General features: G+C 72.6%; 14 protein-coding genes and 1 pseudogene. 12 read left to right on the forward strand and 3 right to left on the reverse strand.

Annotated elements, in window-relative coordinates; genetic code table 11:
* Positions 1-64: 64 nt before the first annotated feature.
* The 3 genes from ACIGO6_RS29985 to ACIGO6_RS29995 all read left to right on the forward strand — a co-directional run bounded on the left by ACIGO6_RS29985 (position 65) and on the right by ACIGO6_RS29995 (position 3,205).
* Positions 65-1,036 carry an aldo/keto reductase gene (locus ACIGO6_RS29985; RefSeq protein WP_399881773.1) on the forward strand — a complete coding sequence of 324 codons (972 nt, stop codon included), beginning with the start codon at positions 65-67 and terminating at the stop codon, positions 1,034-1,036.
* A gap of 87 nt (positions 1,037-1,123) precedes the next feature.
* Positions 1,124-1,669, forward strand: a complete 546-nt coding sequence (locus tag ACIGO6_RS29990; RefSeq protein WP_399881775.1) for a TetR/AcrR family transcriptional regulator — start codon at positions 1,124-1,126, stop codon at positions 1,667-1,669.
* A 3-nt stretch (positions 1,670-1,672) separates the two neighbouring features.
* Complete coding sequence (locus ACIGO6_RS29995) at positions 1,673-3,205, forward strand: MFS transporter (RefSeq protein WP_399881777.1); 1,533 nt, start codon at positions 1,673-1,675, stop codon at positions 3,203-3,205.
* Positions 3,206-3,319: 114 nt separating this feature from the next.
* Here ACIGO6_RS29995 and ACIGO6_RS30000 read toward each other — a convergent pair.
* Positions 3,320-4,064: pseudogene (locus tag ACIGO6_RS30000) on the reverse strand (lysophospholipid acyltransferase family protein).
* 446 nt (positions 4,065-4,510) lie between these two features.
* On the opposite strand from ACIGO6_RS30000, the gene ACIGO6_RS30005 reads away from it, so the two are divergent.
* The 3 genes from ACIGO6_RS30005 to ACIGO6_RS30015 all read left to right on the forward strand — a co-directional run bounded on the left by ACIGO6_RS30005 (position 4,511) and on the right by ACIGO6_RS30015 (position 6,811).
* Positions 4,511-5,686: a glycerophosphodiester phosphodiesterase gene (locus ACIGO6_RS30005; RefSeq protein ID WP_399881779.1), complete on the forward strand. Its 1,176-nt coding sequence runs from the start codon at positions 4,511-4,513 to the stop codon at positions 5,684-5,686.
* A 74-nt stretch (positions 5,687-5,760) separates the two neighbouring features.
* Entirely contained in the window at positions 5,761-6,255 is a 495-nt protein-coding gene (locus ACIGO6_RS30010; protein WP_399881781.1) for a sigma-70 family RNA polymerase sigma factor, read from the forward strand.
* 58 nt (positions 6,256-6,313) lie between these two features.
* Positions 6,314-6,811 (forward strand): GNAT family N-acetyltransferase, encoded by a 498-nt coding sequence (locus ACIGO6_RS30015; protein WP_399881891.1) that lies wholly within the window; start codon positions 6,314-6,316, stop codon positions 6,809-6,811.
* A 19-nt stretch (positions 6,812-6,830) separates the two neighbouring features.
* Here ACIGO6_RS30015 and ACIGO6_RS30020 read toward each other — a convergent pair whose 3' ends face one another.
* Positions 6,831-7,247, reverse strand: a complete 417-nt coding sequence (locus ACIGO6_RS30020; RefSeq protein WP_399881783.1) for a hypothetical protein — start codon at positions 7,245-7,247, stop codon at positions 6,831-6,833.
* A 1-nt stretch (position 7,248) separates the two neighbouring features.
* Complete coding sequence (locus ACIGO6_RS30025) at positions 7,249-7,608, reverse strand: hypothetical protein (RefSeq protein WP_399881785.1); 360 nt, start codon at positions 7,606-7,608, stop codon at positions 7,249-7,251.
* 632 nt (positions 7,609-8,240) lie between these two features.
* Between ACIGO6_RS30025 and ACIGO6_RS30030 the strand changes: the two genes are divergently transcribed.
* The 6 genes from ACIGO6_RS30030 (at position 8,241) to cobT (ending at position 17,262) form a co-directional block, all read left to right on the forward strand.
* Positions 8,241-9,299 carry a methionine ABC transporter ATP-binding protein gene (locus tag ACIGO6_RS30030; protein ID WP_399881787.1) on the forward strand — a complete coding sequence of 353 codons (1,059 nt, stop codon included), beginning with the start codon at positions 8,241-8,243 and terminating at the stop codon, positions 9,297-9,299.
* Complete coding sequence (locus ACIGO6_RS30035) at positions 9,296-10,033, forward strand: methionine ABC transporter permease (protein ID WP_399881789.1); 738 nt, start codon at positions 9,296-9,298, stop codon at positions 10,031-10,033. Before ACIGO6_RS30030 ends, ACIGO6_RS30035 begins: the two co-directional genes overlap by 4 nt.
* A 74-nt stretch (positions 10,034-10,107) precedes the next feature.
* Positions 10,108-10,935 carry a MetQ/NlpA family ABC transporter substrate-binding protein gene (locus ACIGO6_RS30040; RefSeq protein WP_399881791.1) on the forward strand — a complete coding sequence of 276 codons (828 nt, stop codon included), beginning with the start codon at positions 10,108-10,110 and terminating at the stop codon, positions 10,933-10,935.
* 141 nt (positions 10,936-11,076) lie between these two features.
* Positions 11,077-11,715, forward strand: coding sequence for a GNAT family N-acetyltransferase (locus ACIGO6_RS30045; RefSeq protein ID WP_399881793.1), 639 nt, complete (start codon positions 11,077-11,079; stop codon positions 11,713-11,715).
* A 121-nt stretch (positions 11,716-11,836) separates the two neighbouring features.
* On the forward strand, positions 11,837-13,057 hold the full coding sequence (gene cbiE, locus ACIGO6_RS30050) for a precorrin-6y C5,15-methyltransferase (decarboxylating) subunit CbiE (protein WP_399881795.1): 1,221 nt from the start codon (positions 11,837-11,839) through the stop codon (positions 13,055-13,057).
* 344 nt (positions 13,058-13,401) lie between these two features.
* On the forward strand, positions 13,402-17,262 hold the full coding sequence (cobT, locus tag ACIGO6_RS30055) for a nicotinate-nucleotide--dimethylbenzimidazole phosphoribosyltransferase (RefSeq protein WP_399881797.1): 3,861 nt from the start codon (positions 13,402-13,404) through the stop codon (positions 17,260-17,262).
* Positions 17,263-17,362 lie beyond the last annotated feature (100 nt).

The following is a 17,362-nucleotide window of genomic DNA, read 5'->3' on the forward strand; positions in this document are numbered from 1 at the left end:
TGCCCGAGGGGCATCGCGGTTACGTTGGTCACGAGCCTCAGCAGCCGACCGAACGGAGCCCGCGATGCCCTTCGCCCGCCTGGCCTCGGCGACGACCCCCACCTGCCACATCGGCCTGGGTCTCGCCGCCGTCGGCCGCCCCGGCTACATCAACCTCGGCCGTGACCGGGACCTGCCGGCCGACCGCAGCGTCGAGGCGATGCGCGAGCGCACCTACGACCTCCTCGACGCCGCCTACGCGCAGGGCGTCCGTTACTTCGACGCGGCGCGCTCCTACGGCCGCTCGGAGGAGTTCCTCGCCGGCTGGCTGCGGGACCGTCCCGACGTCGACGACGTGGTCGTCGGCAGCAAGTGGGGCTACACCTACACGGCCGACTGGTCGGCCGACGCCGAGCAGCACGAGGTCAAGGACCACGGCGTCGCGACGTACGAGCGCCAGCGCGCCGAGACCGACGCCCTGCTCGGCGACCGGCTGGACCTCTACCAGATCCACTCGCTGACCCCGGACAGCCCGGCCCTGACCGACAAGGACCTGCACGCGAGGCTGGCCGAGGCCGCCGCGCGGGGGGTCACCGTCGGCTTCTCCACCAGCGGCCCCGCCCAGGCCGACACCATCCGCGCCGCGCTCGCGGTGACCGTCGACGGCGAGCCCCTCTTCCGTACCGTCCAGTCGACGTACAACCTGCTGGAGACCTCCGCCGCGCCCGCGCTGGCCGAGGCGCACGAGGCCGGGCTCACCGTGATCGTCAAGGAGGGCATGGCCAACGGGCGTCTCGCCGAGCCCCACGCGCCCGACGCCCTGAAGGCCGTGTCGGAGGAGACGGCCCTGGGCTGCGACGCGGTCGCCCTCGCGCTGGTCCTCCGGCAGCCCTGGGCCGGCGTCGTCCTCTCCGGCGCGGCGACCGTGAACCAGCTCGGCTCGAACCTGCACGCCGCCGTCGTCGACCTCGACGACGACCAGGTGGCGCGTCTCGGCGTGCTCGTCGAGGACCCCGACGACTACTGGGAGCGGCGCGGACAGCTGCCCTGGCACTGAGTCCGGAGAACCGTGAAGCACCCCGAGTGATGAGTCACGCATGCCCAGCATGAGACAAAGATGTCTCATGTGGGTTACTGTTGTCTCATGGCTGTAGATCGTGAACTGGTGCTGCGGAGCGCCGCGGCCCTGCTGACCCGCAAGGCCACCGCGACCATGGACGAGGTCGCCAGGGCGGCCGGGGTCAGCCGGGCCACGCTGCACCGGCACTTCGCGGGCCGCGACGCCCTCGTCCGGGCCCTGGAGTCGCTCGGTCTCGCCGAGTGCGAGGCGGCCCTGGACGCCGCCCGTCCCGACGACGGGCCGGCGGCCGAGGCGCTGCGCCGGCTCGTCCGCGAGATCGAGCCCGCCGCTGCCCTGCTCGCCTTCCTCTACAGCGAGAACCAGCTGTTCGAGGGCGAACAGCAGAACGAGGGCTGGGCCCGCCTCGACGCCCGCCTCACCGCGCTGTTCCGCCGGGGCCAGGAGAGCGGTGAGTTCCGTATCGACCTCACCCCGACCTGGCTCACCGAGGCGCTGTACGGCCTGCTGGCCTCCGGCGCCTGGGCCGTGACCGAGGGCCGCCTGGCCCGCAACGACTTCACCCGCATGATCGTCGAGCTGCTGCTCGGCGGCGCACTTCGGAGAGAGTGAACCATGACCCGCACCCTGCAGTCGGCGCAGACGACCGAGGCGGTGAAGCGCCCCGGCCGCTGGCTGGCGCTGTCCGTCCTCGTGCTGGCCGTACTGCTGGTGGCCGTCGACGCGACCGTGCTCGGTCTCGCGACCCCCTACATCAGTGAGGACCTCGCGCCGTCCGGCACCCAGCTGCTCTGGATCGGCGACGTCTACTCCTTCGTCATCGCCGGTCTGCTCGTCACCATGGGCAGCCTCGGCGACCGCATCGGACGCAAGCGGATCCTGCTGATCGGCGCCACGGCATTCGGCGCGATATCCGTCCTCAACGCCTACGCGTCCACGCCCGAGCTGATGATCGTCGCCCGGGCCCTGCTCGGCGTCGCGGGCGCCACCCTGATGCCCGCCACCCTCGCCCTGATCCGCAACCTCTTCCACGACCCGCGCGAACGCAGCCTCGCCGTCGGCATCTGGGGCGCCGCGGCCTCGGCCGGTGCGGCGGTCGGCCCGGTCGTCGGCGGCTTCCTGCTGGAGCACTTCTGGTGGGGCTCGGTCTTCCTGATCAACCTGCCCGTGATGGCCGTCCTGGTCGTCGTCGGCGTCAAGCTGCTGCCGGAGTCCCGCAATCCGAACCCGGGCCCGTGGGACCTGCTCAGCGTCGTCCTCTCCCTGGTCGGAATGGTCGGCGTGGTGTACGCCGTCAAGGAGACCGCCGCGCACGGGTTCGCGTGGGTCACCCTCGCCGTGGGCCTGCTGGGCGCCGCCGCGCTCTACGGCTTCGTGCGCCGTCAGCTGACCATGCCGGTCCCGCTGCTGGACATGCGGCTGTTCCGCAGCCGCGGCTTCAGCGGCGCGGTCCTGGCCGACCTGCTGACCATCCTGGGCCTGTCCGGGCTGGTGTTCTTCCTCTCCCAGTACCTGCAACTGGTCCAGGGCAGGCGGCCGTTCGAAGCGGGCCTGGCCGAACTGCCCGCCGCGATCGGCGCGGTGGTCGCGGGTCTGATCGCGGGCCGCGTGGCCCGGCGCTTCTCGGTGCGTGCGGTGGTCGCCGGCGGACTCGCCGCCGTCGGTCTCGCGCTCGCCGCGCTGACCGTCGTCGAGCAGAACACCGGCTACCCGCTGCTGGGCGTGGTCCTGCTGGTCGTCGGCGTCGGTGCCGGGTTCTCGTTCACCGTCACCGCCGACGTGATCCTCTCCAGCGTGCCGGGCGAGCAGGCGGGCGCCGCCTCCGCGGTCTCCGAGACGGCGTACGAACTCGGCGCCGCCCTCGGCATCGCCGTGCTCGGCTCGATCGTGACCGGTGTCTACCGCGACTTCACCGGCCCGGTCGGCACCCCGGACGCGGCGCACGAGTCACTGGGCGGTGCGGTGGAGGCCGCCTCCGGGCTGCCGGCCCCCACGGGCGAGGCGCTGCTGGACGCCGCCCGACAGGCCTTCGTCGACGGCCTGGCCGTCGCGGCGGGTGTCGGCGCGGCCGTCCTCCTGGCGGCCGCCGCGGCATCCTGGTTCCTGCTGCGCGGCCAGCGCCTGGAGGACGGGGTGGAGCACCCGTAACAGCGCGGCCGGTGTCCGCGGGCGCTCGTGAGAACGCCCGACCGGGGTGCCCGGCGAACACACGGACGGCGGGCCGCTCGAGAAGCGGCCCGCCGTCCGTGTGTCCGCGCGGCGTTACGCCGCCTTGGCCTTGCTCGCGTACATGTCCACGTACTCCTGGCCGGACAGCCGCATGACCTCGGTCATCACGGAGTCGGTCACGGCCCGCAGGACGTAGCGGTCGCGGTCCATGCCCTCGTAGCGGGAGAACTCCATCGCCTCGCCGAAGCGGACGGTGACCTTGCCCGGCCGGGGCAGGCCCGCGCCGCCCGGCTGGAGCTTGTCGGTGCCGATCACGGCGAACGGGACGACGGGGGCGCCGGTCATCAGGGTGAGCCGGGCGATGCCGGTGCGGCCGCGGTAGAGGCGGCCGTCGGGGGAGCGGGTGCCCTCCGGGTAGATGGCGAAGACCTTGCCCTCGTCCAGTACCCGGCGCCCCGTCATCAGCGCCGCGACCCCGCCCCGGCCGCCGTCCCGGTCGACCGGGATCATGCCGACGCCGGTGAAGAACCAGGCCATCAGCCGCCCCTTGAGGCCCTTGCCGGTGACGTACTCGTCCTTGCCGATGAAGAAGACCTGCCGGTCGCACTTCAGGGGCATGATCACCGAGTCGATGAAGGTGAGATGGTTGCCGGCCAGGATCACCGGACCGTCGCCCGGGATGTTCTCCACGCCCTCCACCTGTGGGCGGAACATCAGGCGCATGATCGGGCCGAGCACTGCCTTGATGAGCGCGAAGCGGGACAACGGGTCCTCCGGTGTCGGGGATGCGGTATGAGTCTGTGCAGGTGAGGACATTACTCGCGGCCGCGGGGGTCACGCACGTCGGGTCACCCGGGTCTTACGCAGTGTTGACGTGCGTTCACCTGCGGTGCAGGGGTGTTGCGCGGCCGTAACACCCACTCGGGATGTGAGGCAGGTCGCGTCCGCGGGGACCGGCGTCGTCGGTCCCGGGGGGTGCGGACACGGCCCGGATCGAAGCACGCGCGACCCGCGGACCGCGTGAGGCGCGCCGCCGGACACGCGCCGCCGACCCCTGTGCACCACGGCCGGCCTCGCGGGCCACTACGACGACCACGACCACTGAACCGGGTACCCCGGCCGGCCGCCCCGAAGCCGACGACACGTCAGACATCCCACCCCACCGGCCCCTCCACGCCCATACGACATCACCACGCACCCGCGTGTTCCGCCCGAGGTCTCCCATTGGTCATGTACGCGCCCCTACGATCGGCCCGCACCGACGGTCAACGGCAGGAGGCCCTGATGGGAACGCAGGAGTCGGACGAGCAGGCGGGCGGCACCGGACGGCGGGCGCTCCTCGGAGCAGCGGTGCTCGGCGCCGGCGGAGCCGTACTCGGCCTGTCCGGCACGGCGAGAGCCGCCGACGCCCGGCACGGCGGCGGACACGGCGGCGGCGTGAAGAGCCTGCCGGTCCCGACCGTCATCGGTCACCGCGGCGCCAGCGGCTACCGGCCCGAGCACACCTTCGGCGCCTACGAACTCGCCCTCGACATGGGCGCCGACATCGTCGAGGCCGGCGACCTGGTCCCCACCAAGGACGGTCACCTGGTCTGCCGGCACGAGCCGGAGATCGGCGGCACCACGGACGTCGCCGACCACCCCGAGTTCGCCGACCGCAAGCGCACGAAGTCGCTCGACGGCGTCTCCGTCACCGGCTGGTTCACCGAGGACTTCACGCTCGCCGAGCTCAAGACGCTCCGCGCCACCGAGCGCATCCCGGCCAACCGCCCCCACAACACCCTCTACGACGGCCGCTGGGAGATCCCCACCTTCGAAGAGGTGCTGCGCTGGCAGAACGAGCAGACCCGCAGGCGCGGCAAGCAGGTCTGGATCTATCCCGAGCTCAAGCACCCCACCTACTTCCGGGGGCTGGGCCTGGGCACGGAGGAGCGTCTCGCGCGGCTGCTGCGCAAGTACGGCAAGAACCGGAAGAACTCGCCCGTCATCATCCAGTCCTTCGAGCCCACCAGTATCCAGCGGATGAGCAGGCTCGTCGACAACCCCCTCGCCGTCCTGCTGTCCGGCGCCAAGAGCCGCCCCTGGGACTTCGTCGAGACCGGCGACCCGCGCACGACGGCCGACCTCATCACGCCGAAGGGCCTCGAGGAGATCGCCTCCTACGCGCAGGGCATCGGCCCGACCCTGGACCTGATCATCCCGAAGGACTCCGCCGGCCGGCTCACCGAGCCGACCACGCTGGTCCGCGACGCGCACCGCGCGGGCCTGATCCTGCACCCGTACACCCTGCGCAACGAAAACCCCTTCCTGCCCGCGGACTTCCGCAAGGGCAGCGACCCCGACGCCTACGGCGACGTCTTCGGCGCGTTCAGGACGTACTTCGCCACCGGTATCGACGGCGTCTTCACCGACCACCCGGACACCGGACTGCTGGCCCGCGAGGACTTCGTCAACAGCTGAGCGCACGACCCCGGTTGGGGTGACCTTCGGCCGTCCGGGCAACCCGCCGCCCGGGCGGCCGCGTCGATCCGCATATGACGCACGACCTGGTCACCCTCCTGCGCCCCCTGCTCACCGCCGAGGCCTCGGCCGAGGCATATGCCTCCGGAGCCGAGGCCGGCGACCTGGAACAGGCGGTCTGGCTGCGCCTCCTGGAACGCCTGGAGGTCGACGGCCCGCCCCACGACCCGCACCGCTGGCTGCGCAGCGCCGTCCGCACCGAGGCGCGCCGCACCCGCCGCACGGCCCGCGACGAGCGGCCGTACGCGACCGAACCGGCCGGCGCCACCGACCACGAGCCCGAGCACCTCGCACTCGCCGCGGCCCGTCGGCGCGCCCTGCGCGACGCGGTGCGCCGGCTGCCCGGCCGCTGCCCCCGGCTCATGGAGGCCCTGCTGTCGCCCGAGGACCTCACATACCGGGAAATCGCGGGGGAGTTGGGTATCTCACAAGGCAGTCTTGGCCCGGAACGTTCCCGATGTCTGGGATGTCTACGGCGATTGCTCGCGCCGGAGGTTGCGGCCCGCTGAGGACGGGGATAGGAGTGGGGGACCCACAGGTGATCAGGTGAGCGGGAGGCATGCGCACATGGGCATGAGCGTGACCATCTCGGCGGCGACCGAGCAGGATGCCGAGCAGATCTTCCGGCTGCAGTACCTCTGCTTCCAGAGCGAGGCGGCGCTGTACGGCAACTACCGCATCGACCCGCTCGTCCAGACCCTCGACTCCGTGCGCGAGGAGGTCGCCGCCGACTGCGTCTTCGTGGCGCGGCTCGGCGACGAGGTCGTCGGCTCGGTGCGCGGGCGGGTGACCGAGGACGGGGCCGCGTCCATCGGCAAACTGTGCGTCCACCCCCGCCTCCAGGGGCACGGCATCGGAGCCCGCCTGCTGCGCGCCGCCGAGTCCGCGCTCGCCGGGGAGCGCGGCGCCAAGCGCTTCCGCCTGCACACCGGGCACCGCAGCGAGAGCAACCTGCGGCTGTACCGGCGGGTCGGCTACGAGACGGTGGGGACCGCCGAGGGCACGGACGGCGTACCCATGATCGTCCTGGAGAAGCCGGCCGGGACCTACGCGACCACGGCCTGAGCGCCCGCCGGACAGGCCCTCAAGCGGTGCGGGCCCGGCGCAGCCAGTACAGCGCCGTCAGCGGAAGCAGCACCGGGATGAACAGGTATCCCATCCCGAAGTCCGACCACACGGTCGCGTCGGGGAAGGCGGACGGATCGGCCAGCGTCCAGGTGCCGACCGCGAGGACGCCCACGAGCTCGGCGGCGCAGCACACCAGCGCCGCCTTGCGGGCCCTCTCGCCGCCGCGCACCAGCGTGTACGTGATGAAGCCGTAGACGACGCCCGCGAGGGCCGACAGCGTGTAGGCGAGCGGGGCCCGGTCGAACTCGGTCGCGATCTGGTACGCGGACCGCGACACGGCGCCGACGACCATCACCCCGTACAGCCACACCAGCAGGATGCCGGGGCCGCCGATCAACCGCTTACGGGCCGGCTTCTCCTGCGTGGCCACCATCTCAGCCTCCCCAGATGTCATAGAGCCGCACCTCGAGGACGGCGAGGACGACACCGCCGGCGGCGACCGTCACCGAACCCCAGCGGGTGCGCTCGGCCAGCGACATGAACCCGGCCGCCGGGACACAGGCGAAGGCGCCCAGCAGATACGCCACGAAGATCGTGGTGCCCTGCTCCGGCTCCTCGCCCCGCGCCAGCTGCACGATCCCGACCACCAGCTGGATCAGCGCCAGCAGCGAGACCACGGCCATGCCGATGAAGTGCCAGTCCTTCGTCGGCTGGTCACGGTAGGCCGCCCAGCCGCACCAGGCGGCCAGCAGCAGCGCGGTGACGCCGGTCACCAGCATCAGGACGTCAAGCATGGCAGCGACCCTATTACGCCCGAAAAGCCGCGCCGCGCCCGACCCCGCCCGGCCACGGGATCACCGTGCTGCCCGGGCGGGCCGGTACGACCATCGTGGTGTTGGCCACAGCACCCGGGCCGACGAGCTCGACGCCCACCTGGTGGTCACCCACCCTCCGGCCTTGTCCGTACTGGTCACCCGCAGTCTCCGTCAGGGGATGGAACCGCGCCCCCGTGTCCGGTCACCGTCCACCGCTGTCCAGCATCCGGACACCGGTGGCCGGCCGGGACCGCCGGTCTGCTTTACTGATCGCATGAGCACGACGAGCGACCGCACCCGCGCGACCGAGGCGACGAAGACGCCCGGTGCTCGTTGTATGCCTCGTCGTACGTGTCGAATGTGCGCCTTCTAGAGGGCCCCTGCACCACCTGAGCCTCGCGCCCCGAAGCGAGCGCCGCTCGAGTCCGCCACCGCGCCCCGCGCACGCGGCCGAGCCACGCCCCGCGCACACGTTTCTCCCCGGTCCCGCGGTTGCACGCCACCGTGAGAACCGTGCCGCGTTCCGAAGGTCCCCCGAGAACCCCGAAGAACAACGCCCCGTGCCCGGCGCCCACACCCGCGCCGCGCACTCGACAGTGACGGAAACCCACGTGATCACCACATCGGGCCTCACGAAGGTCTATCGCTCACGAGGCCGCGAGGTCACCGCCCTCGACGGCGTCGACCTGCACGTCCGCGAGGGCGAGGTGTACGGCGTCATCGGCCAGTCCGGCGCCGGCAAGTCCTCCCTCATCCGCTGCGTCAACCTCCTGGAGCGCCCCACCTCCGGCACGGTCACCGTCGCCGGCCAGGACCTGACCGCGCTGGCCGGCCGCGGCCCCCGCGCGGGCCGGGAACTGCGGCAGGCGCGCAGCCGTATCGGCATGGTGTTCCAGCACTTCAACCTGCTGTCCTCGCGGACCGTGCAGGACAACGTCGAACTGCCCCTGGAGATCCTCGGCAGGTCCGGGAAGGAACGTTCCCGCAAGGCGCTGGAGCTGCTCGACCTGGTCGGTCTCGCCGACAAGGCCAAGGCCTACCCCGCCCAGCTCTCCGGCGGTCAGAAGCAACGCGTCGGCATCGCCCGCGCCCTGGCCGGCGACCCCAAGGTCCTGCTCTCCGACGAGGCCACCAGCGCCCTCGACCCGGAGACCACCCGCTCCATACTCCAGCTGCTGCGCGACCTCAACCGGCAGCTCGGGCTGACCGTCCTGCTCATCACCCACGAGATGGACGTCGTCAAGAGCATCTGCGACTCGGCCGCCCTCATGGACCGGGGCCGCATCGTCGAGTCCGGCACGGTCGGCGAGCTCCTCGCCACGCCGGGCTCCGAACTGGCCGCCGCGCTCTTCCCCGTCGGTGGCGAGGCGTCCGGTGACGACCGCACCGTCCTGGACGTCACCTTCCACGGCGAGGCCGCCACCCAGCCCGTCATCTCCCAGCTCTCCCGCACCTACAACATCGACATATCGATCCTCGGCGCCGCCATCGACACCGTCGGCGGCCTCCAGGTCGGCCGGATGCGCATCGAACTGCCCGGCCGCTACGAGGACAACGTCGTGCCCGTCGGCTTCCTGCGCGAACAGGGCCTGCAGATCGACGTGGTGAACGCGACGCCGGACGAGACGCCGGACGAGCCGTCCCTGCTGGTGAAGGAAGGTGCCAAGTGACCTGGTCCGAGATGCAGCCGCTGCTGGAGCAGGCGTCCTGGGAGACCCTGATCATGGTCGGCTGGTCCACCCTGATCGCCGTGGTGGCCGGGCTCCCGCTCGGTGTGCTCCTCGTCCTCACCGACAAGGGCGGCCTGCTGCAGAACGTCGTGGTCAACAAGGTCATCGGCCAGATCGTGAACATCGGCCGCTCGATGCCGTTCATCATCCTCATGGTCGCGCTGATGAGCTTCACGCGCTGGGTCACCGGTACGACCATCGGCAGCGAGGCCGCGATCGTGCCGCTCGCCATCGGCGGCATCCCGTTCTTCGCGCGGCTCGTCGAGACCGCCGTCCGCGAGGTCGACGGAGGACTCGTCGAGGCCGTCCAGTCCATGGGCGGCAACACCTGGACCATCGTCCGCAAGGTCCTGGTCCCCGAGGCGCTTCCGTCGCTGATCGCCAGCACCACCACCACGATCATCGCCCTCATCGGCTACTCGGCCATGGCCGGCACCGTCGGCGGCGGCGGCCTCGGCGACCTCGCCGTCCGCTACGGATACCAGCGCTTCGAGACCGGCCTGATGTGGATCACCGTCGCGCTCCTCGCCGTCGCCATCTCGCTCATCCAGTTCGCCGGCGACTACGCGGCCCGCACCCTGCACCGCCGCGGCGGACGCGGAGGCGCCGCACCCCGGCTCCGGCTGCTCAAGGCCAAGGAGCCCGCGGCGGCCGACGTGAGCAAGGCCGCCTGACCCGCTCCCCCCCCCCGAAGACTCCCCGTACCTACCCAAGACGGGGTCGCACCACCTCAGGAAAGGCACTTTTCGTGCGTAACACCGCCAAGATCACCACCGCCGTCCTCGCCGCCGGAGCCCTCACCCTCGGACTCTCCGCCTGCGGCGCGGACAAGGACTCCGCCTCCGACACCTCCGGCCCGCTGGTCGTCGCCGCGACGCCCCTCCCGCACGCCGAGATCCTCAACTACGTCAAGGACAACCTGGCGAAGAAGGAGGGCCTCGACCTGGAGGTCAAGGAGTTCACCGACTACGTCACGCCGAACACGGCGACGGAGGACGGCTCGGTGGGCGCCAACTACTTTCAGACCGAGCCCTACCTCGCGGACTTCAACAAGAAGAACGGCACCCACCTGAAGTCCGTCGCCTCCGTGCACCTGGAGCCGCTCGGCCTCTACTCCAAGAAGGCGGACAAGGTCGGCGACCTGAAGAACGGCGCGACCATCGCCCTGCCCAACGACACCGTCACCGAGGCCCGCGCCCTGCAGCTGCTCGCCTCGGAGGGGCTGCTCACCCTCAAGGACGGCGCCGGCAACTCGGCCACGACCGCCGACATCACCAAGAACCCGAAGAACCTCAAGTTCAAGGAGCTGGAGGCGGCCCAGACCCCGCGTTCCCTGAACGACGTCGACGCGGCGGTCATCAACGGCAACTACGCCCTGGAGGCGGACCTCAAGCCGGCGAAGGACGCCCTCGTCCTGGAGTCCGCCGAGAACAACCCGAACGTCAACCTCCTCGTCGTCAAGGAGGGCCAGGAGGACGACCCGCGGGTGAAGAAGCTCGCCAAGCTCCTCACCTCGCCCGAGGTGAAGAAGTTCATCGAGGACAACTACTCCGGGTCCGTGCTCCCCTCCTTCTGATCCTTCTGATCCGAACCCCGCGTCACCCACCGGGTCCGCTCCGTGCCCACGGAGCGGACCCGGTGGTGTGGTTGCATGCCTGCATGCTGCATGCTGGGCAGTTCGACAGGCCCTGACGGTTTCACAGTTACGGAGCGGCGCATGACGAGCACCTTCCCCAACATCTCCATCAGCACGGAGCGGTTGGTGCTGCGCCCCCTCGACGAGGACGACGTTCCCGCCCTCGCCGCCATGATGAACGACGAGCAGGTCGCCGCGTGGACCCACGTCCCGCAGCCCTTCACCGAGCAGGGCGCCCGCACCTGGATCAGCGAGTACGCCCCCGCCGAACGCACGGCCGGCCGGGGACTCGACCTCGCCGTCACCGAGTTCCTCACCCAGCGCCTGGTCGGCATCGTCCAGCTGACCAAGACCAACTGGCACGTACGGTCCACCGAACTGTCGTACATCGTCGCCCCCTGGGCGCGCGGCGAGGGCTACGCCTCCGAAGCGGCGCTCGCCACCGCCCAGTGGCTCTTCGGCGACCAGAAGTTCGAACGCGTCGAGCTGCGCACCGCGGCCGACAACACCGCCTCCCAGCAGGTCGCCCAGAAGATCGGCTGCATCAGCGAGGGCGTCCTGCGCAACGCCTGTATAGCGCGCGTACGCACCGACGACGGCGTCTGGACCGACGTACGCACCGATTTCATCGTGTGGAGCCTGCTGCCCGAGGACATCGAGGGCGCGGCCGGGCAACTGACCGACAACGGCGGTTTCACCACCTACACAGACTGGAACTGATCCTCCGGGACCGGACTGCGCCACCACCCGCCCCCCAGGCCGCACCAGGTACCCTCACAGGGCGCGCCGCGAACGGTTCCGCGACCACCACGACCTGCGAAAACCCTGGAGACTGACGACGATGGCCGACCGGGTCACGGTGATCGGCTGGGACGGTTCGCCGCTGACCGCCGCGGCACGCTCCGCCCTCGGCGCCGCCACCCTCGTGGCCGGCGCCGCCCACCACCTGGCACTTCCCGAAGTACCGCCCGCCGCCGAACGCATCCGTCTCGGCAGCGTCGCCCTCGCCGCCCGCCGCATCGCCGCCCACCGCGGCACGACGGTCGTCCTCGCCGACGGCGACCCCGGCTTCTTCGGCGTCGTACGGACCCTGCGCGCCCCCGAGTACGGCCTCGAGGTCGAAGTCGTCCCGGCCGTCTCCTCCGTGGCCGCCGCCTTCGCCCGCGCCGGTATGCCCTGGGACGACGCCCATGTGGTCGTCGCCCACCCGCGCACCCTGCGACGCGCGGTGAACGTATGCCGGGCCCACACCAAGGTCGCGGTCCTCACCTCCCCGGGCGCCGGCCCCGCCGAACTCGGCCTGCTGATGGAGGGCGTCCACCGCACCTTCGTCATCTGCGAGGAACTGGGCACCGCACGCGAACAGGTCAGCGTCGTCACCTCCGACAAGGCCGCCGACCACACCTGGCGCGATCCGAACGTCGTCATCGTCGTCGGCGGGACCGTCGGCCCCGGTGTCACGACCGACGGCGCCGGATGGATCGCCGGCCGCGACCCCTCCGCCGGACCACGCGGCTGGGCGCTGCCCGCCGAGGCGTACGGCGGCGGGCTCGGCGAGGGCGAGACCGACCTGCTCCGCACGACCCAACTCGCCCGGCTCGGACCGCGCCTCGGCGACCTCGTGTGGGACATCGGCTGCGGCAGCGGCGCCTTCGCCACCGAGGCCGCCCGCGGCGGCGCGGCAGTCATCGCCGTCGACCGCGACCCGGACGCCTGCGCCCGCACCGAGGCCGTCGCACGCCACTTCGGAATCCAGCTCCAGATCGTGCGCGGCACCGCCCCGCACGTCCTGGAGGACCTTCCCGAACCGGACGTCGTCCGTATCGGCGGCGGGGGAGCGGCCGTGGTCTCCGCGGTCGCCGACCGGCGCCCGCAGCGGATCGTCGCGCACGCGGCCACCCGCGACGCGGCCGAACTCGTCGGCAGGGACCTGACGGAGCACGGCTACCGGGTCGAGTGCGCGCTGCTGCAGTCCGTCGGACTCGACACCCGCGCCTGGACCGAGACGGAGCGGAGCGTCGCGTTCCTGCTCAGCGGGGTACTCCCGGACCGTGCCCCGTGATCGGGTTGTCATACCGCCCGGGGTAGGCTGGCGGATTGTTGTACCGCACTCGGACAACCGGCGTTTCGCCGGTCAATGTCCGTAAAAACCGCCTGTTACGGGCTGAGTGTGGTACGGCAGAACCGGGGGGCCGCGCAACGTGGCGCAGTCCACAGCGGCCCGTCGCGGATCAAGCTGTCGTGACGGGGAAACGGCCGCGACAATGCCACTCAATGGCTTTGTCGTCTTTTCCGGCGGGTCGTTCGTGCCGCTGGGCACGCACGCTCGTTCTTCACTACGGGGCGGTCGGTGCGCCGTCCCGGGCGTGGTCGTAGAAGCACTAACCGATGGGCGAGGGGTTACGCATGACCGACACCGGCCAGATCCCGGGCGAGGGGCTGCCGGAGAACGCAGGCATGGTGGAGCAGCCGGGCGTCCCCGCACCCGGCGCGTACACCTACCTCTCCGAGACCACCGCCGAGGACGAGGACCTGCTGCTTCTGCCGGGAGCCCAGAGCGCGTGGGGCAACGAGGTCGCGCCACCCGCGCCGGAGCCGGTCGTCGAGACCGTGCACCAGCCGGGTCCGCACGAGTTGTCCGGCCGCGACAGCGGCTCGGTCGACCTCGGTGGAGTCCGTCTGCCCGACCCGACGCCGGCGCCCGAGCCGGCGGCCGCCCCGGTACCGCCGCGCAGGCCCCTGCACCTCGGTCCGCCGATCCCCGACACCTCCGCGAGCCCGGTCCGTTCCCTCGCCGACCGCGGTCCCGCCGACATGCCGGTACGGCACGCCGGCCCGCCGACCGCCGGACCCGAGTACCTCGACGTCCCGCAGGCCGCCGCGATGCCTTCGCAGGCGGCGGCGCCCTGGGGTGCGCAGGCGGCGACGCGGGCACCGGTGGGCGCGGGAGCGGCGGCTGCCGAAACGGTTGTTCCGGCACCCGGACAGGCATCCGGTCAGGCGCCCGAGGCGGTGGGTGCGGCCCAGGCGCTCGTGACCCGCGTGGCGACGGAGGCCGTCGCGGCACGGGCCGGCGAGGCCGACGCGTCCGGGGAACCGGGCGAGACCGGACCCTCGGCTGCGGACGCCCCGGCCGAGGCCGTGGTCGGTGACGCCGACGGTGGCGACGCCGTGCCGGGCGGCGAGGTGCCGTACGGTCCCGGGGCGCCGGTCGTCGGTGACGGTGAGCAAGCTCCCGTGGCCGAGGCTGCGGTCGCCGAGGGTGGCGTGCCCGTACCGGAGGCGATCCCGGGAACCGAGGCCGACGGTGCCTCGGCCGTGCCGCCCACCCCGGAGCCCGACGCGGGACAGGTCGCCGAGCCCGCCACGACGTCTGCCGCGCCGGTTCCGGCCCCGGAGGACGTCATCTCCGAGCCCGAGCCTGCCCAGGAGGGCACCGAGCAGCCTGCGCCGGAGGAACCTCGATCGCCCGAGGCCACCGAGGCACACGCACCCGAGCCCGCCCAGACCCCGCAGGCGCCCACGGCGGAGCCCGCCCTGAGCGTCGTCGAGCCCGTCGAGCCCGTCGAAGCCGTCGAGCCGGTCCAGGCCACCGGCGTGGCCGACGGTGAGCCCGTCCAGGCCGCCGACCCGGCCCAGGCCCCCGCGCCCCAGCAGGTCCCGTTCCCCGAAGCGCCCGCATCCCTCGCCGCCGAGGCACCCGAGGCACCTGCGGCACAGACGGCCGTCGAGGCACCCGCACCCGTCGAGACGCCGGCACCCGAGGCCACCGCACCGGAGCCGTCCGCGGAGACTCCGGCCGCCGCCGGGCAGCCCGTACCCGCGCCGCAAGCAGACGCAGCGCCGCAGCCGGACCCGGAGCCCGTGCCGGAAGCGGCCGTTCAGTCGCAGCCGGACGCGCAGCCCGTGCCGGAAGCGGCCGTTCAGTCGCAGCCGGACGCGCAGCCCGTGCCGGAAGCCGACGTACAGCCGCAGCCGGACCCGCACCCCGTGGCGCAGGCGGCCGCACCCCAGCCGGCCGTTCAGCCCGAACCCGCGGCCGAACCCGCCCCTGCCCCCCGGCCCGAGTCCGCCCCGCACGCGGACCACCCCCGGCCCGCACAGGGCCCGCAGTCCCTCGTGCCCGCCGACGTTCCGCAGGAGGCGGACGCCGCCCACGGGGAGCCGGAGCCCGTGCCCATGGCGGCCGACGCGGCGCCGGCCGAGCCGGACCACCCCCGGCCCGCGGACGTCCCCGCCGCCACGGAGCCCCACCCCGACGACTCCCTCGGCCAGTTCGTGCCGGTCGACGGCGGCCAGGTGCCCACCACCCCGCACCTCGCACCCACTCCCCCCGAGGCCCTCACCCTCCCCCTGGAGGAGGCAGCCCCGACCCCGGACGCGGCCACCGCGGTCCCCGCCCCCCGCGAGGCCGACCCCGAGCTCGTCCAGAACGCCGACGACCTGGACACCCACGGCGCCGGCCGGCCGGACGACGAGGAGCAGGACGAGGAGCAGGCGGACCAGGCACCCCCGGAAGCACGCCGGTCCACCGGCCCGGCCGCCCCCGCCTACGCCGACGCCGAGCGCGAGGCCGTCCTGAAGGTCATGCGCGAACGCCGTGACATCCGCAACGGCTTCCGCAGCGACCCCATCCCCCACGAGGTGCTGCTCCGCGTCCTGGAGGCGGCCCACACCGCGCCCTCCGTGGGCCACTCGCAGCCCTGGGACTTCGTCGTCATCCGCTCCGCCGACACCCGCCGCGCGATGCACGAACTGGCGATGCGTCAGCGCGACGCGTACGCGAAGTCGCTGCCCAAGGGCCGGGCCAAGCAGTTCAAGGAACTGAAGATCGAGGCCATCCTCGACACCCCGGTCAACATCGTCGTCACCGCCGACCCGACCCGCGGCGGCCGCCACACCCTCGGCCGCCACACCCAGCCGCAGATGGCGCCGTACTCCTCCGCGCTCGCCGTCGAGAACCTCTGGCTCGCGGCCCGCGCCGAGGGCCTCGGCGTCGGCTGGGTCAGCTTCTTCGACGAGCGCGAGATGGTCCGCGCCCTCGGCCTGCCCGAGCACCTGGACGTCGTCGCCTACCTGTGCGTCGGATACGTCGACGAGTTCCCGGACGAGCCCGAGCTGATGCAGGCCGGCTGGTCCAAGCGCCGCCCACTGTCCTGGGTGGTCCACGAGGAGACGTACGGGCGCCGCGCCCTGCCCGGAGAGGAACCGCACGACCTGCTCGCCGAGACCGTCGCCCAGATCCGCCCGCTCGACGCCAAGGCACTCGGCGAGGCCTGGGAGCGCCAGAAGCGCATGACCAAGCCGGCCGGCGCGCTCGGCATGCTGGAGATCATCTCCGCCCAGCTGTCCGGCCTGTCCCGCCAGTGCCCGCCGCCGATCCCGGAGCCCGCCGCCGTCGCGGTCTTCGCCGGCGACCACGGCGTGCACGCCCAGGGCGTCACCCCCTGGCCGCAGGAGGTCACCGCCCAGATGGTGGCCAACTTCCTGGGCGGGGGAGCGGTCTGCAACGCCTTCGCCACCCAGGTCGGCGCCGAGGTGTGTGTCGTGGACGTCGGTGTCGCCACCGACCTGCCCGCGACACCCGGCCTGCTGCCCCGCAAGGTCCGTGCGGGCACGTCGGACATGACGACCGGCCCGGCGATGACCCGCGAGGAGGCCAAGCAGGCGATCGAGGTCGGCATCGAGACCGCCCGCGACCTGGTGGCGGCCGGCAACAAGGCGCTGCTCACCGGCGAGATGGGCATCGCGAACACCACCGCGTCCGCCGCGCTCATCTCCGTCTTCACCGGCGCCGACCCGGCCGAGGTCACCGGCCGCGGCACCGGCATCAACGACGAGACGCTGGCCCGCAAGACCGAGGTCGTCCGCCGCGCCCTCGAACTCCACCAGCCGGACCCGGCCGACCCCATCGGCGTCCTCGCCGCGATCGGCGGCTTCGAGCACGCGGCCATGGTCGGCCTGCTGCTCGGCGGCGCGTCGCTGCGTACGCCGGTGCTCCTGGACGGCGTCAGCGCGGGCGCCGCCGCCCTGGTGGCCCGGGCGATCGCGCCGGAGGTCCTCGCCGCCTGCATCGCCGGTCACCGCAGCGCCGAGCCCGGCCATGTCGCCGCGCTCAACAAGCTGGGCCTGCGCCCGCTGGTCGACCTCGACCTCCGCCTCGGCGAGGGCACCGGCGCACTGCTGGCCCTGCCGATGGTGCAGAGCACCGCCCGGGCGATGCACGAGGTGGCGACGTTCGACTCGGCGGGCGTCACCGAGAAGTAAGCCCCCCGGCGGGGGAGGGGTGGTCGGCGATCCGTCGCCGCCGCCCCACCCCGCCGTACTCTGGACCGACCTCGTGCCGCCGCCGCACGTCTCTTAGAAT

Source organism: Streptomyces sp. NPDC053750 (assembly GCF_044544295.1).
GTDB lineage: Bacteria > Actinomycetota > Actinomycetes > Streptomycetales > Streptomycetaceae > Streptomyces.